The organism is Proteocatella sp. QWL-06, assembly GCF_058684135.1.
Genome location: NZ_CM178755.1, coordinates 791,849 through 818,132, shown reverse-complemented (window position 1 = coordinate 818,132; position 26,284 = coordinate 791,849). Strand labels below are relative to the sequence as shown.

The following is a 26,284-nucleotide window of genomic DNA, read 5'->3' as shown; positions in this document are numbered from 1 at the left end:
ATTAATTACTAATTCCATCTCCATCTGGCATATACTGTCATATCGCTTATTACAGGTGCGTTTATATTTACTTCACTTCCACCAAACAGCCTCGTCGTATACCATCCATTAAAATTATAGTATCTGTGTGTTGGCTGCGTCGGCAAATAATCTTTTAACGTTCTTCCATCTTCAATTTGAACAGTTTTTATTTCATTTCCGTCGCTGAAGCTTCCGTCATTTGCATCAAATCTTACAGTGTGCATCTCAGACCACTTGGCATATACTGTTATGTTACTCGTTATAATTGTATTTTCATTAACGGTATTTCCGCTGCCGTTTAAGCTTGTGTTCCATCCCCTGAATACATACCCAGGACGCACTGGTGGTGCTGGCAAGGTTCCTATTGCTTCACCTTCATACACTTGTACTGTGTTTGGATTTGCATTGGTCGAGCCAGTTGTTGTATTGTTTTTGTTGAATGTTACTGTAAATTGTTTTTTATTGCTCCACTGGGCATATACTGTAATATCGGCGTTTACCGTATACTCTGGGTTTACATACGTTCCTGTTCCATCAGATTCAGTGTTCCATCCAACAAATGCAAACCCTGATCTCACAGGATTTTCAGGCATCAAGTTCAATGGTTTTCCATTTTCAATTTGTATCTCTTTAGCTACGGTTCCATCATCAAATTTTCCACCATTAGCATTAAATGTTACTTTGACCGTTGGCATTGTAGAGCCAATGATTTCTACAGTTGGATCTGAATTCGCGGCTGCTGATACTCTGAATATTATTGTCCCGATTGCTCCCTCTGCATATTTATCTGCAACAGCAAGTTCATAGTAATTAATATACGCCTCTGTGGCTTTTTTGTCTGCACTTATGCTAATTGTATTGCTTCCGTCAAAGGAATAATAGATATCAGGGGTTCCATTACCAGTAATTTGGACTGTCTTGTATTTCAGATTCGTTTTTCCGGTTCCCAGATTCTGATATACTCCCTCACTATTTAATTTTTCGGGTTCACTGTAATCTGCATAAGCAATATTTCGACCATAGTCATTACCAATTGACACTGTTGAATTGCCTGACTTTGAAAGGTACAAATTCATATCTTTTTCGAGCTGCTCTGACATGTTGTTCTCGAAGGTTATTTCTCCCGTATCACCTAACCACATTTTACCTTTGTTGTCCACCCAACCTCGTATTTTCAAAGTTTTGTCATTTTTGACAACTACTGTAGTGTATTTATTCCAACTGCCGCCAGACATTGTTCCGCTTGTCTCGAATACAAGCTGCCCAGAATTTATTTCAGTATCCTTGATTATAATATTATCTACAGAATCTTCTTTTTTGGAATATAGCAATATATTTTCTCCTGCATTCAGGGTACTATTGTCAATCATTATGTTTTCTGCTGCAATTAGTTGTATAGATTTGGCAGACTTCAGCTTTGTGAAAGATTCTAAAATAATATTGCCCCATTCATCTCCTGCAATAAGGTTTATATTATTTGCCTCTAATTCTGATCCTTTATCGAGCAGTGCAACTCTTCCATTTGAACCGAATATGACATCTCCCTTGTCGTCAATATCTACAAATCGATATAATTTTATAGTTCCATCAGTGGTCTTCATGTTGATGTCTGAATTATTCTTTACATATATGTTGTTGGCAACGTGAATACTCTTTGCTACTTTCCAGTTGATGAATTCAGAGTCAGCAACTTCTATTTTCCCTGATTTGTCACTTATTGATGCACGTCTGACTCCCATAGGCACATACAAGGATCCATCTTCAGGATTTATATTTTTTGAAGGATCTTCAGGATCCTGGAATGGAACCTGAGTATCAAAATCCATCAAAAGAATCCATTTCAATGCGCTGATTATGTCTTTAAGGGCTATGTCCTTAAAGTCTTCATACAGTCCATCCAGATTTTTATCTACCCACGCAAATATTCCTGAACGCCATTCTTCTCCCTGTACATATACCATCTGACTTGGTTTTTCATCCCCACGCACCCCGCTTTTGTCTACGGGTATCAATACAAGTATGATATATCGGTTTACTGCATATTCTTTTAATTCATCTTTGGTTATGCTCTTCTTGTTTCTCCATGATGAAATAAATTCAAAGTCAGCAGGATACTGTGGATTTGAAATCCCTTCTTTGGAACGATACCATCGGTATATATTGAGATCCTGAGATGATGTGTAATCTTTTATTTCATAAACACCTTTGACATTTTTAAGTTTTGAACTTGCTCTGACGCTTACGCTTTCTACATTTTCAGTAATTACAGTTGTGTCAGTTTTTTCCTCATCAATACGAACCAGCGTTGCTACCAGTGGGTTTCTATATTCCATTTCAGCCAATTTTTCGGAAAGATAGACTGTAAGTTCTTTTTTGTCGTTTAAAGGATATTCCATGTTGATCTTGTGCATATTGACCTGACGTTCAAAAATGTTCAGAGATTCTTTTGTCGTTTCTCCATCTAATTCCCCAGATGGTCTTAACATCTCTTTTATTTCTTGAACCTTATCCTCAATAGCTCCCTGTGCATCAAAACCTGTTGTGGTTATTTTCCGTGTATTTATCATCATGTTCAGCTGAGTACTGAATACAGGTAGTATCCCTATGGCAATTATCCCAATGAGTGCAATCGCAATGATTACTTCCACGAGGGTAAATCCTTTTTTTGTTTTTAACATTATGAGCCCCCTTTAGTCATTTGGTTTGCCATACGGACCATAAATATGCCAGTATTCCGTTAAAATAGCCTCTCTTATTGTATCAAAAATAATTCCCAGTTCGGCTTCACTGCCTGCTTCGAAATAAACATCCTCTGCTTTTGTTCCTGGTCCATTTGCACTTAAAGCAATTTCTTTTGCTTTTGATATATCTGATTTAACCGCTGAAAAACCGATTACAAAGGTTTTAATTTTCAAATCTCCACCTACCATTAAATTCTGACCCACTGCTTTTGCATAGTTCAAGCTGTAATTATCAGGGTCACTGCTTCCTTCTCCGCCAATGTAATCAGAATCCGTGTCACCACTGATCATTCTATAATTTTTAGGGTCATTTTTATTTTTCTTTCCTGTAGATGTATGATATGTCGGATTTCCATCCGTAAGCAGAATGGTGTAATAGAGAGGTTCCTCATTAGGTTGTTTTGTATATCCTTTTAACTGGTAATAAGATCGCCTCAGGGCATCTCCCGTATTAGTGCCACCTTCCGGACTGGTTGGAATTTTCTTTTTAGCATTTGCTTTTGCTGAAGTATCTGCAAGCTTTATGAACTGACTTCCTGTAGCATTATTTGCATCCGTGGCATAGGAGAATATTCCCAGGTTTACATTTTCCGGGAAGGAATCTATCAACTCCTTAGCTTCTGTCTGCAGTATACTGTTTCTTGATGGTTTTGTTTTTGAGGCATCTCCGTTAGACAAGTTCTTTTTCATACTGCCCGAGTTATCCAGTACCATTGAAATTACTACTGCGCCTTTGGTGTCTTTTCCTGCTTTTGGCCTCTCATCCAAGCGGTACGCCAGTACTGCTGCAGGGTTTTTATTATCCTTTACATAGTCGATAGCAAGTGAGTTTGCTGCAGCAAGTGATGAGTTTACATCGAATTTCATTCCATTTTGAGGCAGTACTCCGATAGTGTAGTCTATCAGTTTTGTTTTATCTTCATTGCTGAACTCAAGGTTATATTTACGTCCATCTTTTGCTTTTAGCAATACTTTCTCATCATGCTTATTGAGAGTGTCATTCCAGGTATACTGGATCACTTTGCTTCCATCACTTGAAAGCCCTATATAGTTCCAGTCTGTTGCTTTGGTATCCGGCATTTTACCATTCATAAGAAAAGTTACTGATGTGTTCCTGATGGCATTATTGATTACTTCTGTCGCCAGTCTGACTTCAGATTGAATCTCATATTCTGATTCTAATCTTTTTTCTGCCTTAAATGAAAAGTTTATCATGCTTCCAGCTATGGTTGCAACTAATCCTACTAAAGTTATGGCTATTATTATTTCAACAAGGGTAAAGCCGTTGTTATTATTTAGTTTATTTTTCATATAATCACCTACTTTGGATTAATTATTTTGACCATACAATTTCTTTTAGTATACTTTTATTTGTATCTTCACTGTCTACTTCAAAATATACTTTCAAGACTATATTTCGCGTAGCATTCTTATAACTTCCTTTTGAATGAATTTCAATTAATTCGTCAGAGTCTTTTTTTGTATAATTTATTGTCACTTTTGCGCTTCCAGCATCATCTGGAAAGGTAATCGATTGTTCCGAAAATTTCGAGCCATTTTTTAAGCTTTTTAGCAAAGTATTGCCTGATTTTTCATTCCATAGGGCTTCAAATGCCATTTCAGCCCCCGATCTGGCTGCATAGTGAGCTTGCAATCCATATTCCTGCGCACTTGCCTGTTTAATGTTTGCCTGCGCCAGCGATGCTACTATGCTCGCCATTATAAAAAGCACCAGCAAAGTCATGATTACAAAGGATAGGGCCGCTCCTTTTTCGTTTTTTAATAATTTCTTCATGTTCCCCCCTATCTATGAAAAACAAAATGATTCTTTATGCAAAAGGATTCGCTTTACCTTTTGGTATTACAGATGTGACTGGATAATCTATCATGTTGTTTTCATCGACCGGTGGCAATCCGAAAAGACTGAATATTATTTCACCACTTATGTTTTTTTCGTTCCCTTCAATAGTGATACTTTTTAACTGCATGGTTTTGTCCAGTGCCTCAACTGATTTTATAAAATCATACATGCTGCTGTATGTGGCATCATTAAAAGAGAATGTGATTTCAGAGTTTGGCAGCATATCTTCAAGCTCGCCTTCTGTTACTATTACTTCTCCCTCTGTTTGTGATTTTTCTTCAGCTATATTAGGATTAACCTGTTTTGCCATATTTAAAAGAGGATATTTCAGATCTTCATATAATCCGCTTTCCACCGGTACCTGCAAGGCTGCAGTTTCAGTTGATATATAGCCGTCTACAGGGAATTTAGTTTCTGACATAAGAGTATCCATTTTCATAAGGATTTGAGCCTGATTCAAACTCTTCAGGTATATACTGTATTTCTGGTTGATTTCCTGTTTAAGGTTTTCAGACTGAGTCCGTAATTCATCTTCTTTACCGATCAGCTCTTTTGCTCTTAGGAGATCCGTCTGCAATTGTTCCTGTTCAATTTTCAGAGAACTCGAGGTTTCTAAAGCGGGAGTGATCACATAAGTGTAGCATAAGTAGTATATGATTACTATAAAAAGCAATAACAGTAGATTTTTATCTCTTTTGGTCATATTGGAGAATGCACTCATTATTCTTCACCTGCTTTCATAACCAAATTTATTTCAGCTATATAGCCTGTTTCTCCTGATTTTTCAACAGAAGAAAGGAATGTGTGAACAAAAAGCCCCGTTTTGTCCAGGCTGTCAAGTAGTTCTGCGGCGGCCTTTCGGTTTGGAACATCGAATTTTATGTTTGAAAAGGTTCTTGTTATGCTGGCGTCTTTGATTTTTACAGTTTCAGGCATTGAATTTGCTATTGTTGTTAAGAATTCTGTGCCCAGCAAGTTGCCTTTTTCTATCCTCAACAGTGCTTTATTTGCATTTTCGTCATATTTTGTCAGTACATCAATAGTTTTCTGAAGTTCATCAGTTGCTTTGTATTCTTGACTTGACTGAATTTTGCTCAGTTCCTCTCTTGCAGATTCCACATCTGATTCCAGCATTTTATTTGCAGCTATAATCCCAACGCTTGTTCCAGTTATTATTAAAATCATTATCATAGAAACAAATCCTGCTGATTTTGGATTGAAGCTTACTCCTGATTTTTTTTGATAAGGTTCAAAAAAGTTATAATCTTTCATTTCGTCCTCCTTATCAGTTTCTGATTAATGCACTTATGGCATTAATGTGAGCTGGGTTAACATTTATATCTTGTGAATTTTTGCCTTTTATCGAGTGTAGCTGTTCTATTGTCAGGTTAAGGTTAAGGTCCCAAAATTCACTGAAGCCTTTCAGATCACTCCCATTTCCAAATGTATAACCTCTGCTGACCTCGATATTTCTGAATCTTCCTCGAAAGAATGTAAGTATTTTTCGTATTTCATCGTTCAGGTTATAAAAGTATTGTTTTAATTCACTGTATTTATTACTTTCACCATCTGAAATATTATGCTCAAAAAAGTTTTCATTTTGTTTTATTGCTTCAATTTCTTCAGGCGATAGAAATAGTTCACCAGATAATATTTTATCTATCTTTCCCGAACCTATGTTAATTTGACGGTAGAATAAAGGTAACTCCTTTGATGCTATATACACAGATGTAGTGCTATGACCAAAATCCATTAACAATATTGCCTCGTCATTTTTTATTTCTTTTCCATTGAAGCTTTCCGCCCATGCAAAAAGTTTGTCTATGGCATTTATATTTATGTCCATGGTAACAGGTTTCAGATTTACATTTTTTAGTACTTGATAATATTGATCTACAAAATCTTTTGAAATACTTGCTATTCTGTATTTTTTAAGATTGTCATTTTCTTCTGTATTGGACTCTATCTCTTTGTACTGAATGATGTCCGTTGTGAGTATGTTATGAACTTGCGTCATTTCATTATGAATCATGCTGTCCAGTTCTTTAGGTTTTGCTTTTGGAAATTCTAATTCTTTAATTATTGCATTCTCTGCTGCATTCACAGTTATTGCAACATTTTTGTCATAATAATTACATAGTTTCAGGGCATATAATATTGCATCGCCCAGCTCTGTATGATTTGTTATTTTACCTTTTGTTATACTACCCTCTGGAACACCATAACTGTCCGCTTTATTTATTATAAGATTTCCCTTATCATAGCTTCCTTCTGCTACATGTAGATTCTTGCTTCCGATATCAATTGATATTATCTTTTTCAAGTGAATTCCCCCTCTTTTTCATTTTGATTTTCGTTTCTATCCAATGGCTTCATATAGGTCAAATATAGGTAACATCATAGATATTACTATAAACCCTACTACTGCTCCCATAAATACTATCAGCATTGGTTCCATAAGACTTACCAGCTTTTGAATGGAGTTTTCTACTTCGTCATCATAATATTCTGCGGCCTTTTCCATCATTTCTTCTATAGTTCCTGACTCTTCTCCAATACCAATCATCGAGTATACCATAGGAGGCATTGCAGATACATTTTTTAAGGATTCCGATAAACTCATTCCAGTTCGGATATCTTCTTTTGTAGCTATTAGCTGTTCCATTACTATTTTATTATTTACAACTTTGGTTACGATTTCAAGAGCCTGCATCATCGACATCCCACTTGAAAGCATTGTTGATAAGGTTCTTGTAAATCTAACTGCTATTATTTTTTCATTAAGTTTTCCAATTAACGGAAGATTTAGTTTGAATTTGTGCCATTGGCGCATTCCTGAATCAGAAGATACATAGCCTTTTATTAATAACGCTATTATTCCTATTCCTACAAGTATTAAGTACCAGTAGCTTGTTAGAATATTAGAAAATGCTACTAATATTTTTGTCGGAGCAGGTAATTCCGATCCACCTTCTTCAAGTAAGGTCAAAAATATTGGGATTACCTTTACAACAAGTATTATAACGACTCCTACCGCCAAAAACATCAACACTATTGGATATGTCATGGCTGATTTTATTTTTGATTTTAACTTTACATCTTTTTCAAATTGCTCAGCTAACTTAATCATTACATGATCGAGTTTACCACTGGCTTCTCCTGCTTCAATCATACTTATCATCATTTCAGGATATACTCCACGTTGTTTCCGTAGGCCTTCTGAAAACTGGTCGCCTTTTTGAACAGATTCATATATCTGCTTTATAGATTTTTTCATACTCTTTTTATCAACCTGCATATAAAGAATATTCAAGGCTTTAACCAGGCTAACTCCGGCTCCAAGCATAGAAGACAGCTGCCTGCAAAATATGGAAATATCCTTGGTGGACAGTGAAATCTTTGCCCCCCCCATTATATCCTTCCTGATTTCCTTGATTTTGTAATTTATTAAATACAATTTTTCCGCCTTGAGTTTAATTGCAAGTTCAGATTCATTTTCAGCCCTTACCTTGTAATTTTTCAGAATGTCTCCATCGCTTTTTTTTACTATGCAAATGTATTCATTCATACTGGACCCCCTTTTAAGTTAATCAATTTTTGAGTTTATATAATCCTATTGTATTATAAATTACCCAATTTATGGTAAAAGTAATAGTATTTCTATAATTATTTTTTAAATCAAATAAATAATTATAGTTCCAATTGTTAATAACCTGTTAATAAAGTCCGTATACCTTGTTTACTCCCTGGACAAACATTATGCCCTTTCCCGGCTCATCCAGCTCCAGGTTTTCGGATATATGGTCGCATACATTCTGTGTCTTTACGCTGTCCACGAGAAGCAGCACTATTTCCTTCTCAGGCTCTATCTCTATGGCAAATATCTTTTCTGTCTCATGCACTCCTGCGCCCCTTGCGTTTATTATCGTCGCGCCTCTTGCGCCGGCCTCGTTTGCCACATCCACGACGGTCTGTGCGTTCCCCTTGTCTACTATCACGAAAATCGAGTTATATAAAAACATGTCATTTTCTCCTTTACATTCCTGTTCTATGTCTCCCATACAGTTTTTGGTTCCCATTACATCGATAACAGGAATCGAAAAAGCTATTCCGTTTCCCTTCCGGCTTAGATTCAGCTCTCTTGATACCTTTTCAAGGAAGGTGCACCCTGACCTGCGGTTTGAAATCACCATCACTATTTCCTTGCGGCTCTCATCGAGTTCAAAAAACTTAAGGATGGAACTTCTCACAGTTCCTCTTCCTATTATTATAGTACCTCCGCATATGCCGCAGCTCCTCGCTATCGAAAGGACCCTGCTGCCCACGCCGCAGTTGACTATCGCTACGTTCATATCAAATAACACTCTGTTTGTCTGCATAACATCACACATCCTTTTTCTTTGTCTTAATCTTGAAAATCAGCCCCAGGATCTGAAGCGTTATTATAGGCATAAGCGCTACCATTGCAATCATGCCAAACCCATCCACGAGAAGATCTGCTCCTGCCCTTGCGTTTGCAGCCCCATGAGTAAATGCAAGTATAAAAGTTGCCGTTATAGGTCCCGTGGCAACTCCTCCTGCGTCAAAGGCAATTCCTACGAAAAGCTTAGGAACCACAAAGGTAAGCCCGAGCGCGATCGCATATCCAGGCAGAAGATAGTGCCACAGCTGTATTTGCGGTACCAGTATTCTTATCATCGAAAGCGCCACTGCAAGCCCAACCCCTGTCGAAAGCGCAAACAGGACGGCTTTTTTTCTTACATAGCCGGCGGTCACTGTCTCTACCTGATGAGTGAGAACGTGTACGGCAGGCTCTGCAAGTATCGTGACAACCCCGAGCACGAATCCTGTAGCCACAAGGGGGAATCCATTATCAAGTGCAGCAAGGTGGCTTCCTGATATAGTGCCTATATCCATAAATCCGGCATTCACGCCGATAAAGAACAGGAAGAGCCCTGCAAATCCGTATATGAATCCGAATGACATTCTCCTTTTCTCCCTCCTGCTTAGAGAAAATACAAAAATGCTCATCACTATGAATATCATTATAAGCGGGAAGAACGCCACCACGCTGTCCCTGAAGGCATCCGGGACCATCCTTGCAAAGGTCTCAAGCGCTGACATTCCTGATGCCGCGCTTACCTCGAGCTCTCCGCTGAAGCTCTGTGATGGGCTGAATACGTCAATGAGCATGACCGATATCACCGCTCCTGCAGACACTATTGCTACAAGCCCAAAGCTGTCCTTTTCAGACGACTTGCTATCCTTTTTTATAGAAGTTATACCCAGAGATAGCGCCAGGATGAATGGAACTGCGAGCACACCTGTGGTAGAGCCCGAAGCATCAAAGGCGATCGCAAGAAATTCCGGCGATGTCTTCAGCCCAAGAAGCATGACGATGAAATAGCATATGTTGAGGATTATATAAAGCGGGAGATCAAAAAGTATCCTCAAAAACCCAAGCACCATCATTACCGCTATTCCTGTAGAAACAACTACGAGAATCATCATGCTGGAAATCCCGCCGTTTGTTATCATGTCAATCTGATTCGCCAGTATAAGCAGCCCAGGCTCTGCAAAGGATATAAAGAATCCAAGCACCAGGCCAGACACCACGACTATCCAAAGCTTGTTCCTCTTTGTCATCGCAGGCCCGAGAAGCTCCCCTAAAGGCGTTATCCCAAGGTCAACCCCTGTAAGAAAGAGCGTAAGTCCCAGTACCACAAACACAGCTCCCATCAGAAATTTAACCGTCTGGACCGTATCCAGAGGTATCAGCGTAAATTTCAGAAGCAGAACTATTACAGTAACAGGAAGCACCGAAAAAAATACTTCCTTTAATTTTTCATTTAGTATGTTCAAATAAGATCCTCATCCTTTCTGTCTCAAAATAATTGCGTACAAATCGTGAATCATATATAATACTGTAGTTGGAAAAAATATAAAACGGAGGAAACAATGAACCCTGATAATATAAAGAACAGCTTCACTGCCTGGCTGAAAAAAGAATGCGTGCTGGTAATCGCGACTCTGTGTGCGGCCATATCAAGCATATTCGCATCTCCACAGGCCGGATATATAGATTTTAAGGTACTCATCCTGCTCTTCAACCTGATGCTGCTAGTTGCCGCCTTCAAACAGCTGAATCTCCTTGACTTTGCTGCCATATCGATAATAAAAAAGTGCAGCAGCAGCCGGAGCCTCTATTTTGCAATGACCGCGATAACATTCATGAGCTCCATGCTAGTCACCAATGACGTCGCGCTCATCACATTCGTACCGCTTACGCTGATAATCGCTCAGAAGGTGCGAATAAACGCGCTTAACCTCATAGTCATCCAGACCCTTGCCGCAAATCTTGGGAGCAGCCTTACGCCTGTGGGAAACCCGCAAAATCTTTTCATATATTCATTCTATGACATGGACATCGTGAACTTCTTTGAGATAACCCTGCCTCTCGTGCTTGTATCTACGCTCCTTCTGCTGATCCTCATCCTTAGAGAAAAAAATCATCCTCTCGAGCTTGAGATAAAGCAGGTAAAGATAGAAAGCATTCCGAAATCAGCGGTTTATGCGGCGCTTTTCGTGACAGTGCTTATGTCTGTATTTCATGTGATACCTTATATGACAGCGGCCGCAGCGGTATGGGTATGCGTTCTCTTTCTTGACAGGGAGCTGTTTGCAAAGGTGGATTACAGCCTGCTGCTTACATTCGTGGCCTTTTTCATATTCATAGGAAACATCTCAAACATGCAAGGAATAAGCGGCCTAATGAAATCATTCCTTGATACAGGAAAAAACACCTTCTGGGCCGGGCTCATATCGAGCCAGTTCATAAGCAATGTCCCCGCAGCCATCCTTATTTCAAACTTCACGCCATACTACAGAGAGCTGATCATGGGAGTGAACATAGGAGGCATGGGAACCCTCATAGCCTCGCTTGCAAGCGTCATATCCTACAAGCTCTACGTACAGCAGTATCCGGCAAAGCATTATATGAGGATATTCTCCCTCTACAACACTGCAGGCCTTCTCCTGATGGTGCCTTTTGCCATGTGGCTGATCGGCTCCTGATGAATATGTCAGCAAAAATCATCAAATATTTCCTTTATATCCATTTTACTATATATTCTTAATTTTTCAAATGATATAATGAACATATATAACTGACAAAGGAGAGCAGCAATGAACAGAATACAGAAAAGAAAGCAGGCAATCAAATGCCTTTATGCAAGCATGGCACTCATAACCATCTCAATAGCTACCTTCATGATGAAACTCGTTATGATAGTATCCGCAGTTACAGGAATAATGTTTTTCCTAATCTATCTCCACCTTAGCTTCAAATACTGGAGATGTCCTTCATGCGGCGAGCAGTTTCCCGTAGTATATTCAAGGATGGACCAGAGAACCGAGTGCTGGTACTGCCTCGAATCAATTATAGAAGACTAATGCGTTAAATCTGTGATATAATGGGTAAGAATATGCTGAGGTGAACATGTCATGATTTGTGAAATCAGGAGGCATAGCCATGGATAAAAACAGTAATGGTTTAGTTTCAAACAGCATAGTCGCTCTCATAGTAGCGCTGGGCCTTATAGCCTCAAGCGCCATAGTTTCAAACAGCCTCATAGAAATAAAAGGGGCAAAGAACAGCATAATAGTGACAGGATCGGCAAAGCAGCAGATAACCTCTGACATGATAGTCTGGAGCGGATATTTCTCAGTGAAATCTCCGGTACTTGTAGATGCCTATAAACATCTCGAATCAGACAGAAGCGTCGTAAAGAGCTATCTGCTTGAAAAAGGCGTGCCTGAGGATCAGATAGTTTTCTCAGCCATCAGTACCTTCACGACCAACAAGACCCTTCCAAATGGTCAGTGGACAAATGAGATAGACTATTACAATCTCAGCCAGACCGTCACAATAAGCTCAAAGGACATAGAAAAGGTGACCGACATCTCAAGGCAGATTACAGAGCTGATAAACGAAGGAATAGAATTCCAGTCAAATCCACCTCAGTATCTCTATACTCAGATAGCCGACCTCAAGGTCACAATGCTGGCTGAGGCTACAAAGGATGCTGCAAAAAGAGCTGAAATGATTGCAGAAAATGCAAACAGCAGGATTGGAAGCCTTCGCTATGCAGATATGGGAGTTATCCAGATAACACCGCTTTACTCTACTGAAATCTCCGACATGGGAATGAATGATACTTCCTCAATCGAAAAAGAGATAACCGCGGTCGTGCACTGCGAATTTGAAGTAAAGCAGTCCTGATACAGGGACTACTGTTTTAATTTTTTGAAAGGAAGAAAAACATGAAATCAAAATCGCTGATAATACTTCAGCTCATTGTAGTGCTTCTGCTGTTTCCTCTAAGCAGTGCATTTGCCGATGAAGCTGCCAGAGGCTTCACCGTATCAATGGGCGAAACCGAAATCTCCATAGGTGACAGTGCAAGTGAGGTAACCGACCAGCTCGGAAGCCCCAAAAGGATTGACCCAAGCCCGTTCGGCTTTGACTGGCACGTATACAGCTCCGACTACACCCGCTTCATAATGGTCGGAATAAGCGACGGCAAAGTAAAGGGAATCTACACAAACTCCAGATACTTCAAGACAGACATAGCATCTTATGGAGACGTAAACAGAAAATCCACAAACCCATATATCAGGATTTACACAGATGTAAATAACGGCAACCGCGTACATGCAATCCTTGTGACCATCTCAGAAGAAAAAAAGCCGTCCACTTACACCGAAGCCTTTATCAGGGCTCAGGAGCTGGAGGCGTATGACCTTACCAATGCCTTCAGGGCAAACAACGGACTCACAGCGCTCAAGTACAACTACATCGCTGCATCAGCGGCAAAAGCACACAGCTCAGACATGGCAAAGAAAAGCTATTTCTCTCACATCGGCCTCAATGGCTCCACGCCAGCTGACAGATATCTCAAGGCTTCCGGCAAGTCCAAGAACTACGGTAGCTTCTCAGGAGAAAACCTTTCAGGAGGAAGAATGATCGCAATAGAATCATTCAATGACTGGGTGAATTCCAAAAGGCACAGGGACAATATGCTCGGCAAGCACACAACTGTTGGAAGCGGCTATGTTCAGAATTCATCATCACAATACAAATTCTACATAACGCAGGTGTTTACGCGATAAAATTGTAGATAAAAAGGATTATAACTCAAAAGCCTCAATTAATACAAAAACTGTATTAGTTGAGACTTTTTTTGTTTATTAATCCACATCAGAAAAATGAATTTTTCGATTTACCCTTCTTGCCATATTAATGACATGAAGTGCATCATTTTTTGTAAATATCAATCTCTTGCTCATGCTTCCTCTTAAAAAATGCAATGCAACATGATCAGATATTTTTGATGTTTCTCTGTGAAGCTCTGAGATTTCATCAAATTTCCACACTTCACGGTATTTATAAAAAATGGCATCGTATATTACTGTTATACCATGCTCGTCTATCAATGTATTTTTCTGAAGTATCAATGCCCCTATTATGAGGATTCCAGATACAATTCCATACATTGACAAGCTGTATATTGAAGTTGCCAGTATGATTGTTCCTAAAAAGAATCCAATCAACTTGACAGTACGATTAATTTGCCTCTGATTCAGTACTTTTATGTCATCCATATTATTCTTCACTCTCCGCTGTTCGTTCTTCATCTGTTTCCTACACTCTATCTGCATCATCTACATACTTAATACCTATCCCCATGTATGATATTACTATTGCATAAACAGGATTTATTAGATTCATAAACGCATATGGCAGGAAATCAAAATTAGCTACTCCAAGGGTTGCTGCTTGATACGCACCACATCCATTCCACGGAACCAGAGGAGACCAAAGAGTTCCTCCATCTTCAAGCGTCCTGGAAAGGAAGCTTCTCTTAAGGCCTTTTTCATCATAAGCTTTTGCGAATAATCTACCTGGTACAAGAATAGCAAGATACTGATCAGTAAGAACAAAGTCACAGATTATACCTGTAGCTATAGTTGCTGCCACCAGGCTTCCTACTGATTTACATCTTCTTACCAGTCCACCAAGAAGAACCTCAATAAATCCGCACTTTTCAAGTATTCCTCCAAAAGCAAGCGCGAACATTATTAGCGATATGGTCCATAGCATTGAATCAAGTCCGCCTCTGTTTAAGAGCTTGTCCGCTATCTCGTTTCCAGTTTCAGCTTCGAATCCATAATGAAGCGCACTTAAAAAATCAGGAAACGTAGCTCCCTGAGCCGTCATCGCAATAATTCCTGCAACTCCAGAAGCCAGCAGAAGTGATGGTATAGCAGGTATCCTCAATATTGCGCTTCCGATTACAAATAATACTGGAAGCATTATCCAAGGTGATATGTAGAAAATGTCGGAAATTGCTGTCTGTATTTCAACTATTGCAGTGGAATCAAACTCCCCATTTATTGTTGTGAATCCCATGATCCCGTATAATACAAGTGCTATACAGAAGCTTGGAAGGGTTGTAGTCACCATAGATCTGACATGCTCGTATAAAGGTGTTTCCGCTGCTGCAGCTGCAATATTTGTCGAATCTGAAAGTGGAGACCACTTGTCTCCCATATACGCTCCAGATATTACCATTCCGGCAGCAAGTGCAGGATTAATACCCAGCCCCATTGCAATTCCCATCAGAGCCACTCCTACGGTACCAGAAGCAGTCCATGAGCTTCCTGTAGCTATTCCAACTATTGCACACAAAATAGCTCCAACAACAAGGAATACTGAAGGTGCAATCAATTCCAGCCCATAATAGACCATAGCAGGCATCGTACCTGCAAGTACCCATGAGCCAATAAGCATCCCCACAACCATTACAATAATCAAAGCTTCTGTAGCTCTTCCAATGCTGTCGAGAATTCCAGATATTATAGCTTCCCAGCTGTACCCACACCTTGCTGCCATAGCTGCAGCAACAATACATGACAGAACAATTGGAATATGAGGTTCAATTCCCCATGCTACTGTGCAGATTATGATTGTCACCATCATAAAAACTGCTGGTACAAGTGCTTCCCAGAATTTTGGTAGTCTTTCTTCTCTTCTCATCATTACCTCCCATGATCAATAATAGAATTTTAGGATTTTTTAATGATTAAATAAATTATGCGAATTAGTACTCATATACCACAGTTTCATATATCTTAATCAATTAAAAGACATTCTTACTAAAATAGCTTTTGTAAATAAAAAAACTGACCTCCCTATCTAAAAATAGAATTCTGAAGGTCAAGCATTTCTGCAAGCTTTATTCTGCTGCTTTCTGTTATCTCATATACAAGATACTCCGGATCTATCATTTTTATAAAATCCAAAGTCCCCGGGAATGTCATAGGAGAGTGCGTATCGATCTGAAGCACATGATCATAGAGCTTTTCAAATTTATCATAATAGTTCATCTGGTGTATTTCATCAGGGAATGAGTTAAGCGAATCAAGCACATAGCTTCCCGTCAGTGACTGATGAAGATGTATTCCCTTTATATGACGTCTTATATCAAATACCCCCTCATATCTGTCAATAACTTCATGAAGATATTCTATGGCCTCATGTTCATCAGTAATATACGGATTTGAATTGAGAAGATGCCCTGCGTCGAGCATGAACCCTTTCTTCTCATAATTTATCAGCTCAAAAAGATAAGCTGTATCCTCAGGATTAAGAAAATTCAGTCCACTCCACCAAAGATTCTCAAGCAGGAATTCAAAGCTGTAGGAGCTTCCCTCTACTATCCTGTTTATAATCTCAGCTGCCGCCTCGATTACGGTGCGGTCTTCATTCTCCATTTTGTAGCTGAAGGTCTCTGCCGTGTTTACATTGGATACATGAAACACAACATATGAAGCTCCTAGCTGCTCTGCATGATCGCAGTCATTGCTGAACTTTCTCACCATTTCATTTCTTATATATGCCTGCCTGTCGCCGGAATGCTCAAACTCTCTGTAATCAATACCATAAAATTCCATGCAGGTCTCAAGATTTCCATATTCTGCTTTGAGCCTGTCAGGATTGTAGTTCCACATATCAATCCAGTATGAATAAAAGCTCATGTGATATCCAATTATTCTGTTTTCTGGAATCTTGTTGCTGTTTTCCTCTCCACAGCAGATTATCTCAAAGCCATCCATGTCGTATCTATTAAGCATAGAAATCAAATCTTCTTCTGAGTCATACTGATTCAGTGTATGTTCATGTTTTAATATATGCATCAGTTTTTTCATTTTATGTCCTTTTATATTCTGTCATCAGCAGCTGCATTTTGCATAGGCAATGCTCTGCGAAGTTTTGAGAAAATGATGGCCTGTAAAGCCTTTTTCTATCATCTTCTGCTGTCCAGTAATATCAAGTATAGGCATCATAGTGAAATCAGGCCAGCACTCTGCGCATGAGACGCTCAGGTCCCTGAAAAGCACATATCTGAGATAGCCCGGATGCTCGTCATTTCCATATTTCATCTTGAGAGCCTTTATCTTCAGACCCCCTGACATTATATTGTACAAACTGACAGGATTGTATGGCGAAACCGTGCAGAACAGATACCTGTATCCATTTGCTATGGTCCATTTTATGGCATAGTCAAGCGTAAGCCTCTGAAGCCCCATCCCCCTGAAATCAGGATGGACTACAGTAGTTTCCAGATGGACTACCTTGTGAAATTCCGAGTGAGGAAGATACAGGTCGTTTCCCATGTTTTTGGAGCTTTCTCCGGGAACTGTTATGAATCTATAGGCGATGAGCCTTCCTTCGTTTGTATATATCCCGAATATCCTTCCGTTGTTCTCAAAAGCCTCAAGAAAATCCTCCACAGTATCCTTGACGAAAATCTCTTTGTTTGGAATCCTCTCATAGATATATTCCTGAAGTGCCAGTACGATTTCAAGCTCTGACGCCTCAACATACTTTGCATAAAAATCCATGCTTTTCTTTGTATTCGAATGTCGGTTTACCAAAGATATGTTTTCTGCAATCATAAAACTTTTACCTCTCTTTCAAAAATCCCAAGCAAAATCCGGTTGCATAATTACCCCTATCATATGAGTGTACTACATTTTTTCATTTTTTGGAAGATTTTGTGAAAAATCTGAATATTTTATCACTGCTGCAGGACATTTTTCTGCAGATTTTTTAACCGCCGCTCTCTGGTCCGATTGTATTTCTCCGTCAGTCACATGTGCCTTCCTGTCAGCTATTGCAAAATTTTCCGGAGCTGTCCTGGCGCACAGTCCACATCCTATGCAGTAATCGGTGTCAATCGACAGTTCCACATGCATATTGTCACTAATTAGTTCCAAATAAGGAAGATCTTTATCTTTTACTATAAGTGAGGTTATATATCCGATTGCAAAAATCGAAATAGTAGTCAGTATCCATCTGAGCACCATGAATCTGGGACTAAGGAATTTCGCCTCATTGATGAGCATGGGAATCTTTACTACTGCCCAGGTACTCAGTATGATTACTATGTTCGAAATGCTGGCACCCTTTCCAAGCAGCATCTTGCATACTGGAAACGCCGCATATACCGGTCCTGCCGAAAAGCTTCCAAGCAGGAATGAGAAGACCGCTCCCCGGGCTCCCGAGTTCTTTCCAAAGCTGTTCTCTATGGTCTTTCTTGGTACCCAGGCATTTATAAGAGAAGTCAGCAGCAGTATTACAGGCATTATCATCAGCATTTCCCTTACGTAGTAAATGCTGTTTCCAAAAGATTCAGCTGCTTTTTCCGGCATTAGCATGAACAGCAGCGCATACGACGCAAAAACTAATGCAAGCATCTTATTTTCTACAATCTTACGTTTTATTTCCATCATATCAGAACCCCCATGACAAGTGAAATAGCTATCGCAAAAACGAAGCTGAGAATATTCCTCGTGATAGTGAACTTTAATCCAAACTCTTTTTTCTCAAGAGGAAAAGTAACTATGCCTACCATCGTAAGAGTCGTGATGAAAGCCACCACCGGCACTATGCTTGCCCCCGCGTCCATCAGAGAGCCTGCAAGAGGAAATGCCACAAATGCTGGAATCAGCGTTATGCAGCCAACAAGAGCAAATACCACTGTCGACAGAAATACATTGCTGCCTCCCATGAATTCTCTGATGGTTTCGGGCGGTATGAATGTAAGTATAAGCCCTATTAAGAAAAGTATCGCGATTATGTCGCTGCCCATTCCCCTCATCATTCCTGTAGACATCTTTACAGAATCCAGCGTCTTTTTCCTGTCCTTTATTATCGACCCCAAAAACCATATCAGGGTGATGGCCCAGAATACAAGCGTGAAAATATCCATTTTGAAACTCCTTTCATTTACCATTTTCTTATAGTATACTTGAAGAACAAAAATAAAATAAAAGAGTTACCGGGGTAACTAATAAGGAGTGAATTTAAATCGAAATAGAAAAATATGTACCTCAGCTGCTTCGCCTTGGTCTGTTCAGGGACATAAAAAAAGAACAGATGCTGGACCTGTTCAAATATCCGAAATACCGTATAAAGAGCTACTCAAAAGGCCAGGTCATAAATCTTAACGGAGATCAGTGCTCGACCATGGACATAATACTTGAAGGAAAGGCTTCGGTCCAAAAAATAGACTCAGAAGGCAATGCTTTCAAGATAGCCCTATTTTCCAGCGGCAACATATTTGGCGTAAACCTGATGTTTTCGAGCAGGAACACATATCCGATGACGGTCCTCGCAGAGACTGATGCCATAGTTCTTCACATAAAGAAAGAGCTCGTGCTTGAGCTGAGCAAGCTGGACACCCACTTCATAAATGAGCTCCTGACAGTTATATCGGACAAGACTTTAGTCCTGACAGACAAGCTGGACACAATTTCCATGAAGACTGTAAGAGAAATGATAACCGACTACCTCACTCATCAGGCAGAGCTGCAGAAGAGCCGAAGGATAGTCCTTGGAATATCCAAAAAAGAGCTCGCTGAAAACTTTGGGATACAGCGTACATCCCTGAGCCGCGAGCTTAACAAGATGAGAAAAGAAAACCTCATAGAATTTGATTCAACAAGCATAACCATACTTGATGACTCTCTTATCTGAAGCTACACCAGATGGTATGATCATTAATTATTCCAACGGCCTGAAGATATGAATATATTATTGTAGAGCCAGTGAACTTGAAGCCCCGTTTTTTGAGGTCCCGGCTTACAGCATCTGAAATCTCTGATGTAACGGGCACCTGTGATATGTCCTGCCAGCTGTTTATTATCTGCTTGCCGTCCGTAAAGCTCCATATGTATCTGTCAAAGCTTCCGAATTCCTTCTGGATTTCAATGAAGAGCCTTGCGTTGTTCACCGAAGATCTTACCTTGAGCTTGTTTCTTACTATATCTGGATTTAAAAGAAGCTCTTCGATCTTTGACTCATCATATGATGCTACCTTCTGGACATCGAAGTCATCATATGCCTTTCTGTATCCTTCTCTTTTTCTGAGTATGGTTATCCAACTGAGGCCTGCCTGAGCGCCTTCTAACACCAGGAATTCAAACAGAGTCCTGTCATCATGAACAGGTACTCCCCATTCTTCATCATGATATTTAACATAAAGCGGGTCTTCCCCGCACCATTCACATCGTTTCATTTTTTCACCTCTGAAAACTAATATACAATATCATACCAAATTGCTTTAAACAAACTGAAAGAGTCAATATGACTCTTTCAGTTTATCAGGCAAAATACTAATCATTTAATTCAACTCCCATGAAGGGATCAGCAGAACAGATACATCCGAATGTCTCGCAATGTTATGACTTAAGCTTCCAAGGAAAATTTCTTGAACCCGGCCCCTTCCCTGGCTTCCCATGATTACTAATGACACATCTTCTGTATTAATTGTATTTATTAGCGCCTTTGTAGGATTTCCTTCTAATAACCTGTAAGTTACTTCTTTTACACCTGCATCCTCCAATTTCAATCTTAAAGAAATCAGATTATTATCTGCCTCCTGTATCTGATCTTCACTTTCAAAGACATGAGCAAGAGTTATTTTTTTAATATCAAAACTTGCCATCTTTAGTAGTATTTCATATGCCATATCAGCATTTTCTGAAAAATCCGTTGGGAAAAGAACATGTCTGAAAAGATTTTCTTCTGGTGCAGCCTCACCTTCCGCACCCTTATTATGGATTCTTATTTGAAGGACCGGCTTGCTTGGACGATGAATTACTTCATGCGCAGCGCCTCCCCAGATTGGGTCACCAAATTTATTGGTTTTTCGAGATCCTACAACTATAAGGCCACAGTTCTCTTCAGTTGCCAGCCTGTTGATTACATATTTCAGTTCACCTTCAATAAGCTGTCCTGATGCTTCAAATCCCATCTCTTTGAGTATTTCTATTTCGCGGTCAAGGTTTCCCTGATAAGCTTCTTTCAGTATCTGTGTTAGCTGACCGAGCATATCGTCAGGTTCAATACACTGCAAAACAATGCATTCTTTTGTACCAATTTTTTTGAGGTCACCTAAAGATCTGATAAAAACCTCCATATCCTTTGGCAGTTCAGATGCAATTATAATTTTTTCAAACATTTGCAAACCTCCTCCTTTCAAATATATATTTATTCTATACCCATAATCCTTTCGTGAAATTGGGTATAAATAAAATAATATCGATTATTTAAGAAAAGAGGAGATAAGGATGAAAAAGATAATTATAACGATTTCAATAGCCTTGCTGTCCCTGTTCATGCTGTCAGGATGCGGCTCTACTGAAAGCAAACCTGAAACGCCAGAATCGCAGGAGCAGACTCCGGAGGAAACTGAAGCTGCAGAGTATATAAAGCTCACGCCTGAAGAAGCCAAGGAGATAATGGACAGCGAGGAAGACATCATCATACTCGACGTAAGGACCCAGGATGAATATGACACCGGGCACATAGAAGGCGCCGTGCTCCTTCCCAACACTGAAATAAGAGACAGAGCAGAGGACGTCCTCAAAGACAAGGACCAGAAGATCCTCGTATACTGCCGAAGCGGAAACCGCAGCCAGATGGCTGCAGCCGAGCTTATAAGCATGGGGTACACTCAGGTCTATGACTTTGGCGGAATCATTGACTGGCCGTATTAAACATATATCCATTTTTTCAAAAACACCTTAGGCTGTTCTATTTTACGTATTTGTAAAAATCCCTGTCCTCATTCACGAGGTGACCAAATACGACATCATTTACCACATATGCCACGAGCTCCCCTTCGTTTATGGTTTTTGACCTTACCTTATTTCTGAGCTCATCAGTACGTTCGATGAGCTCAGAATGCATTCTGCTGTGCTCTGCAAGCATAGGGTATCCAATATCCCCGAGCAGGTTTTCCTCATCACTGAAATGCTGCTCTATAAAGTCCATAGACTCGTTGAACAGTTTTTCAAACCCCATATCCATGCCATGCTCAAAATAATATATAAGGAGATCGTTCATCAGAAAATGCATCTTCTCGTGCTGCATGTCAATGAGTTCATTTCCGCATTCAAGCTCGTCACTCCACGCGAGCGCAATAGGAATCCTCTTTTCAGATACTCCCCTTGAGCTTATAACAGTGTTTCTTCCATGCTCCTTGGCTGAATAGAGCGCGGTGTCCGCCCTCTTGTAAAGCGACTCAAAGCTCTCGCCCTTCTGCTTCTGAGCCACTCCAATGCTCACTGTCAGCCTGTTTACGGTGCTGAAGGTATTGGCCTGGACCTTCCTGTTTATCTTATTGGCTATGGTTATGGCATCAAAAAGCCTTACCTCCGGAAGAAGTATCGCAAATTCCTCTCCTCCCCATCTCATTACCACATCCGTGCTCCTCACAGATGATGCGAGGATTTCAGACACCTCAGACAGAATTTTGTCTCCAATATCATGTCCGTATGTGTCGTTTACATTCTTGAAATGATCTATGTCGATGATGAGCATAGAGATAATGCGGTCAGTCGCTTCACTTCCGAAGAATTCATTCTTTACATGCACGTCACAGTAATATCTGTTCTTCAGCCCGGTCAGGACATCCGTCACAACCCGATCCTCAAGCTCTTCATGAACCTGCTTCTGCGTTTTTACCGTCTCTATGATACCCATCGTGAAAAGCAGACCCTCAAGTCCAATTGAAAGATAGAAGAAAACCCTGATGATTATGGTCCTGTCAATCCATCCAATGCTCGATGCACTGTTTATTATAGATCCGAATTCGAGCAGAAGCGTTCCTGCGAGATAATATATTGATACGTGATCATACTTGTAATAAAATACTACCGCACTAATTATTATAAGAAGATAAGCAAGCATAAGATACATTTCAAATGTCGCTGATACCTCCCTGTCCATTGATACGAACGTCACTATCGAAAATATCACGAAAAAAAACGCAATAAAGGTATACACCTTTTCCATTATGATCGATTTTTGTCCAAAAGTCAGGTATCTGTATGTGAAATTAAGCGACAAAAGCGCCGTAAGCAGCATCATGAACTGCATCAGCATGCTGTTTATATTTACCCCGGTTAGGAAGAACCTCATCCCCGAATAGCAGTAAAGCGTAGTCATCATGACCGATACATATATCGCATGCCACACATATATACTGTCTCCTGTGGATGCGTAGAGCACAAGATTTATAAGAGCAAATGCGAGCACAAAACCCAGCACTACCGCAATGAATATTATCTCCAGATTCTGTATCCTGAAAAAATCATCATAGTCCGAAAAATTGATCTCCAGCCCATCCTCTGGGTCTTCGATATATATGAATATACTTCTCGATGAATCAAAATCATGCGAAAGCTGATAATAGGTCTTCAGTATATTTCTTGACGGCAGAATCTCTCTATGGAGATCCTCTCCCTCTACCGGCTGATACACCCTTATCCCATCAACATGTGGAAAATCAAGATAGATAACGCTATGCTCCCATTCTTCCTTGTTAAGATAATCCAGATCAAAGCTTCGCCATCCCCGGCCAACCTTTTTACCGGAAATCTCCATCATATTGATGTGACTGCTTCCTAGCAGGTATGTCTCAATTCTCTCAACAAAATCAGGCGGAAAAGCCACCAGGGCACTTATCAGTATTATAAGAATAATTGATGCTGTTCCGGTTGTCTTTCTAATTTTATTCTTGCCTTCTTTATTATCTATCATCTATCTGGACTCCGGATTGTTAAACCATTCAATAGTTGCTTTTGCATGTTCTTCCGGTATTTTGCCATTTAATTCATCACGCAGCCATCTAAGTGTTTTGTTTCTTAAATAATTCTTCATCTGCTCCTCTGCTTCTATCATTACAACTTTTATAAGGCAGGGACATTTTGTATGTGTTTCTGGTAAATTTTTTTTGTCCAAAAGTATTTCATTTTGCCTGATTTCAGCACACTGGAATAGAGGCGCAGTGCCTTCAATTGCTTCAACTATATCCCAGAAACTTATATCCTCTGCCGGACGAGCTAATTCATATCCACCCTTGACACCGGGCGTGGACTTTGTTATGCCGGATTTTCTTAATTTTGTAAATATCTTCGACAAATAGGTTTCCGAAACTCCCTGATATTTCGCCAGTTCCTTAACTCCTACAGACTTACCTGATGGAATATCAACCATATATAGCAAGCAATGCATTGCATATTCAACCCCTATGGAAAACTGCACAATAGCCTCCTTATAACAAAAATCTGACAATTAAAGATATACATTATCTATAATATGATTATTATAGCTTGACTTTTGCAAAAAGTCCATATACAATACAATTACAGATATATGTTATCTATAATATCTATTTTCAAATAAATACATTTATATTTTAGGAGGAAAATTATGCTAAGCGAGAAATTTTATGACGTATTAAAAGAAGAAGGTGTTGTTTCAATAGTATCTTGGGCTACTGATGAGCCCCATATTGTTAACACCTGGAACTCATATTTAGTTGTAACATCTGACGAAAGAATATTAATTCCGGCATATGCAATGAGGAAAACAGAGAAGAATATAAATCAGAACAACAAAGTAAAAATAGCTTTAGGCAGCAGAGAAGTCCTCGGTTATAACGATTATCAGGGAACTGGTTTTATTGTAGAAGGAACTGCTAAATATATTGAATCCGGCTCAGAATTCGACATGATGAAAGAAAAATTCTCATTTTTGACCAGAGTGCTTGAGATAACCGTAAGCTCAGCTAAGCAAATGCTTTAATTCAAATTCAATAAAATTACAAAAAAATGAACCGATCTCTATAAATCAGACTAATAATCTAACTTATGGAAACCGGTTCATTATATTATTATAACGCATTTAATCTTTACACCTACTTATTTATAAAAATCTCCATTCTCCTGTCCACCCTGTAAGAAAAACTCACAGCCTCTTCAAATCCTGCAGGAATTTTTATGGCAAACTGAATCTGTGATGCAGATATCTTCGTGAATTTGTGCGATGATGCAATCATCTCCCACATCCCATAAAGGAAGGGCTCAAACCGTATCTCGGCTTCTTCATTTTTGTGATTTCTGATGATGCATTCACAGACATAGTGCTCAAACCCGCCCACCTTTTGCCTGTCAATTACGTTATATTCAAATACTATGTCAAAAGCCTTGCCCAGAGAAAGAACTACTGTTTCATCCTTTGCCGTATGATTGATCTCGTCCTCGCCAATAAATTCAAGACTGTAGTCTTCTTCATTGTGCTTGTAGAATTTCACCTTTCCCGCAGGCACAGGATATCCAAAATTGGCTTCCTCTGAATTTTCAAATTCTATTATTATGTCAGTGTACCCATTTTCAAGATTCAGATGATAGTACCTGATGTATGGAATCTCAGCTCTTTCTATTATTTTTATCTGCTTTGACTGTTTATCCTTTAATGTGATATTTTCCCCGGCAGTATACATATGATAGTCAAAAAAAGACTTCTCCTTTATTGGCTCTGGAGCAGAAGAATGAACTGTCATATATCTGACATCATCATCAAAATCTTCCTCTTTGTCCACACGCTTGACATCTCCTGCGATAAGCTTTATCTTTGCATTCTCATATGTCATCCCGCTTGTGTTTTCAATCTCTGCCCAGCCAGTAATATTCAGTTCAAGTGGCATAAGCTCTATTACATAGTTGGCCTTCCAGCTGAACCCCCTGCTCAGATACGAAACATTTACGAAATCATTCCATTCCCCATCAGTTTTCCATACAAGCGCCGGCTTTACTATAAGTCCTGAAGGCAGCGACGGAAGTATTATCTCCGATTTTGTATCCAGATATATCTCACCTGTATCATTATCTTCAAGTACACACCCTGCTCCTTCTTCTACAGAAAGCAGCCTGCAGAACTTTTCTTTTCCAGTTTCGCGATCCTTCAGTATGACGTCTCTGTCTATGTACTTCATGAGCAGTCTGTCTCTTCCCACAAGATCAAAGTCATAGTTGAACTCACACACATTAAGCCCTGTCACAAGAAGCGAGTCTATCTCTATCTTCTTTGCAACATCAGCATAAATTATCTCCGTCTGGCCCTGCTTGATATCAATAGTGCGGTGTTCATTTACAGACCCAAATCCTCCGTTATAGATAGTCAGTGATATATGTCTCGTGTCCCTTGCTGTTATTGAATTTCTCATTTTTTAACACCTCCATGATT

At 39.6% G+C, this 26,284-nt stretch carries 27 protein-coding genes; 7 read left to right on the top strand and 20 right to left on the bottom strand.

Annotated features, from left to right (window positions below):
* Positions 1-8: 8 nt before the first annotated feature.
* The 9 genes from AC4PGZ_RS03800 to AC4PGZ_RS03760 form a co-directional block, all read right to left on the bottom strand.
* Positions 9-2,699, bottom strand: coding sequence for an InlB B-repeat-containing protein (locus tag AC4PGZ_RS03800; protein ID WP_492159720.1), 2,691 nt, complete (start codon positions 2,697-2,699; stop codon positions 9-11).
* Positions 2,700-2,711: 12 nt separating this feature from the next.
* Positions 2,712-4,073, bottom strand: a complete 1,362-nt coding sequence (locus AC4PGZ_RS03795) for a VWA domain-containing protein (protein WP_492159719.1) — start codon at positions 4,071-4,073, stop codon at positions 2,712-2,714.
* 22 nt (positions 4,074-4,095) lie between these two features.
* Complete coding sequence (locus AC4PGZ_RS03790) at positions 4,096-4,557, bottom strand: hypothetical protein (RefSeq protein WP_492159718.1); 462 nt, start codon at positions 4,555-4,557, stop codon at positions 4,096-4,098.
* A gap of 34 nt (positions 4,558-4,591) precedes the next feature.
* A complete protein-coding gene (locus tag AC4PGZ_RS03785; protein WP_492159717.1) occupies positions 4,592-5,200 on the bottom strand; it encodes a hypothetical protein in 609 nt (202 codons plus the stop codon).
* Between the two features lie 143 nt (positions 5,201-5,343).
* Positions 5,344-5,895, bottom strand: a complete 552-nt coding sequence (locus AC4PGZ_RS03780) for a hypothetical protein (RefSeq protein ID WP_492159716.1) — start codon at positions 5,893-5,895, stop codon at positions 5,344-5,346.
* A gap of 13 nt (positions 5,896-5,908) precedes the next feature.
* Positions 5,909-6,946, bottom strand: coding sequence for a pilus assembly protein PilM (gene pilM / locus AC4PGZ_RS03775; protein ID WP_492159715.1), 1,038 nt, complete (start codon positions 6,944-6,946; stop codon positions 5,909-5,911).
* A 36-nt stretch (positions 6,947-6,982) separates the two neighbouring features.
* Positions 6,983-8,191: a type II secretion system F family protein gene (locus AC4PGZ_RS03770; RefSeq protein ID WP_492159714.1), complete on the bottom strand. Its 1,209-nt coding sequence runs from the start codon at positions 8,189-8,191 to the stop codon at positions 6,983-6,985.
* Between the two features lie 148 nt (positions 8,192-8,339).
* Positions 8,340-9,002: a P-II family nitrogen regulator gene (locus AC4PGZ_RS03765; RefSeq protein WP_492159713.1), complete on the bottom strand. Its 663-nt coding sequence runs from the start codon at positions 9,000-9,002 to the stop codon at positions 8,340-8,342.
* 4 nt (positions 9,003-9,006) lie between these two features.
* Positions 9,007-10,485 (bottom strand): DUF1538 domain-containing protein, encoded by a 1,479-nt coding sequence (locus AC4PGZ_RS03760; RefSeq protein ID WP_492159712.1) that lies wholly within the window; start codon positions 10,483-10,485, stop codon positions 9,007-9,009.
* A 96-nt stretch (positions 10,486-10,581) separates the two neighbouring features.
* On the opposite strand from AC4PGZ_RS03760, the gene AC4PGZ_RS03755 reads away from it, so the two are divergent.
* From AC4PGZ_RS03755 to AC4PGZ_RS03740, 4 genes are all read left to right on the top strand, one after another.
* Complete coding sequence (locus AC4PGZ_RS03755; RefSeq protein ID WP_492159711.1) at positions 10,582-11,697, top strand: SLC13 family permease; 1,116 nt, start codon at positions 10,582-10,584, stop codon at positions 11,695-11,697.
* A 111-nt stretch (positions 11,698-11,808) separates the two neighbouring features.
* A complete protein-coding gene (locus AC4PGZ_RS03750) occupies positions 11,809-12,075 on the top strand; it encodes a hypothetical protein (protein ID WP_492159710.1) in 267 nt (88 codons plus the stop codon).
* Between the two features lie 79 nt (positions 12,076-12,154).
* A complete protein-coding gene (locus AC4PGZ_RS03745; protein WP_492159709.1) occupies positions 12,155-12,904 on the top strand; it encodes an SIMPL domain-containing protein in 750 nt (249 codons plus the stop codon).
* Positions 12,905-12,945: 41 nt separating this feature from the next.
* Positions 12,946-13,794 (top strand): CAP domain-containing protein, encoded by an 849-nt coding sequence (locus tag AC4PGZ_RS03740; protein ID WP_492159708.1) that lies wholly within the window; start codon positions 12,946-12,948, stop codon positions 13,792-13,794.
* A 78-nt stretch (positions 13,795-13,872) separates the two neighbouring features.
* Here AC4PGZ_RS03740 and AC4PGZ_RS03735 read toward each other — a convergent pair whose 3' ends face one another.
* The 6 genes from AC4PGZ_RS03735 to AC4PGZ_RS03710 all read right to left on the bottom strand — a co-directional run bounded on the left by AC4PGZ_RS03735 (position 13,873) and on the right by AC4PGZ_RS03710 (position 18,959).
* The gene (locus AC4PGZ_RS03735) at positions 13,873-14,286 is read right to left on the bottom strand and encodes a hypothetical protein (RefSeq protein ID WP_492159707.1); all 414 of its coding nucleotides are present in this window, start codon (positions 14,284-14,286) and stop codon (positions 13,873-13,875) included.
* 40 nt (positions 14,287-14,326) lie between these two features.
* Positions 14,327-15,721, bottom strand: a complete 1,395-nt coding sequence (nhaC, locus tag AC4PGZ_RS03730; RefSeq protein ID WP_492159706.1) for a Na+/H+ antiporter NhaC — start codon at positions 15,719-15,721, stop codon at positions 14,327-14,329.
* A gap of 155 nt (positions 15,722-15,876) precedes the next feature.
* Entirely contained in the window at positions 15,877-16,893 is a 1,017-nt protein-coding gene (locus AC4PGZ_RS03725; RefSeq protein WP_492159705.1) for a TIM barrel protein, read from the bottom strand.
* A gap of 24 nt (positions 16,894-16,917) precedes the next feature.
* Complete coding sequence (locus AC4PGZ_RS03720; RefSeq protein ID WP_492159704.1) at positions 16,918-17,643, bottom strand: GNAT family N-acetyltransferase; 726 nt, start codon at positions 17,641-17,643, stop codon at positions 16,918-16,920.
* 72 nt (positions 17,644-17,715) lie between these two features.
* Positions 17,716-18,480, bottom strand: coding sequence for a ferredoxin (locus tag AC4PGZ_RS03715; RefSeq protein ID WP_492159703.1), 765 nt, complete (start codon positions 18,478-18,480; stop codon positions 17,716-17,718).
* Entirely contained in the window at positions 18,477-18,959 is a 483-nt protein-coding gene (locus AC4PGZ_RS03710) for a permease (protein ID WP_492159702.1), read from the bottom strand. The genes AC4PGZ_RS03715 and AC4PGZ_RS03710 overlap by 4 nt, the downstream gene beginning before the upstream one ends.
* Before the next feature lie 167 nt (positions 18,960-19,126).
* On the opposite strand from AC4PGZ_RS03710, the gene AC4PGZ_RS03705 reads away from it, so the two are divergent.
* Complete coding sequence (locus tag AC4PGZ_RS03705) at positions 19,127-19,726, top strand: Crp/Fnr family transcriptional regulator (protein ID WP_492159701.1); 600 nt, start codon at positions 19,127-19,129, stop codon at positions 19,724-19,726.
* Here AC4PGZ_RS03705 and AC4PGZ_RS03700 read toward each other — a convergent pair.
* A complete protein-coding gene (locus AC4PGZ_RS03700) occupies positions 19,719-20,267 on the bottom strand; it encodes a DNA-3-methyladenine glycosylase I (RefSeq protein ID WP_492159700.1) in 549 nt (182 codons plus the stop codon). The genes AC4PGZ_RS03705 and AC4PGZ_RS03700 overlap by 8 nt on opposite strands.
* A 105-nt stretch (positions 20,268-20,372) precedes the next feature.
* Positions 20,373-21,212 (bottom strand): universal stress protein, encoded by an 840-nt coding sequence (locus tag AC4PGZ_RS03695; RefSeq protein ID WP_492159699.1) that lies wholly within the window; start codon positions 21,210-21,212, stop codon positions 20,373-20,375.
* A gap of 109 nt (positions 21,213-21,321) precedes the next feature.
* On the opposite strand from AC4PGZ_RS03695, the gene AC4PGZ_RS03690 reads away from it, so the two are divergent.
* Positions 21,322-21,750 carry a rhodanese-like domain-containing protein gene (locus tag AC4PGZ_RS03690; protein WP_492159698.1) on the top strand — a complete coding sequence of 143 codons (429 nt, stop codon included), beginning with the start codon at positions 21,322-21,324 and terminating at the stop codon, positions 21,748-21,750.
* A 37-nt stretch (positions 21,751-21,787) separates the two neighbouring features.
* On the opposite strand, the gene AC4PGZ_RS03685 is transcribed toward AC4PGZ_RS03690, so the two are convergent.
* Both AC4PGZ_RS03685 and AC4PGZ_RS03680 read right to left on the bottom strand, forming a co-directional pair.
* The gene (locus AC4PGZ_RS03685; protein WP_492159697.1) at positions 21,788-23,797 is read right to left on the bottom strand and encodes a diguanylate cyclase; all 2,010 of its coding nucleotides are present in this window, start codon (positions 23,795-23,797) and stop codon (positions 21,788-21,790) included.
* On the bottom strand, positions 23,798-24,301 hold the full coding sequence (locus AC4PGZ_RS03680; RefSeq protein WP_492159696.1) for an RrF2 family transcriptional regulator: 504 nt from the start codon (positions 24,299-24,301) through the stop codon (positions 23,798-23,800).
* Positions 24,302-24,469: 168 nt separating this feature from the next.
* Here AC4PGZ_RS03680 and AC4PGZ_RS03675 point away from each other — a divergent pair, with 168 nt between their 5' ends.
* On the top strand, positions 24,470-24,844 hold the full coding sequence (locus tag AC4PGZ_RS03675) for a pyridoxamine 5'-phosphate oxidase family protein (RefSeq protein ID WP_492159695.1): 375 nt from the start codon (positions 24,470-24,472) through the stop codon (positions 24,842-24,844).
* Positions 24,845-24,956: 112 nt separating this feature from the next.
* Here AC4PGZ_RS03675 and AC4PGZ_RS03670 read toward each other — a convergent pair whose 3' ends face one another.
* Positions 24,957-26,264, bottom strand: a complete 1,308-nt coding sequence (locus AC4PGZ_RS03670) for a DUF4139 domain-containing protein (protein ID WP_492159694.1) — start codon at positions 26,262-26,264, stop codon at positions 24,957-24,959.
* Between the last annotated feature and the right edge of the window lie 20 nt (positions 26,265-26,284).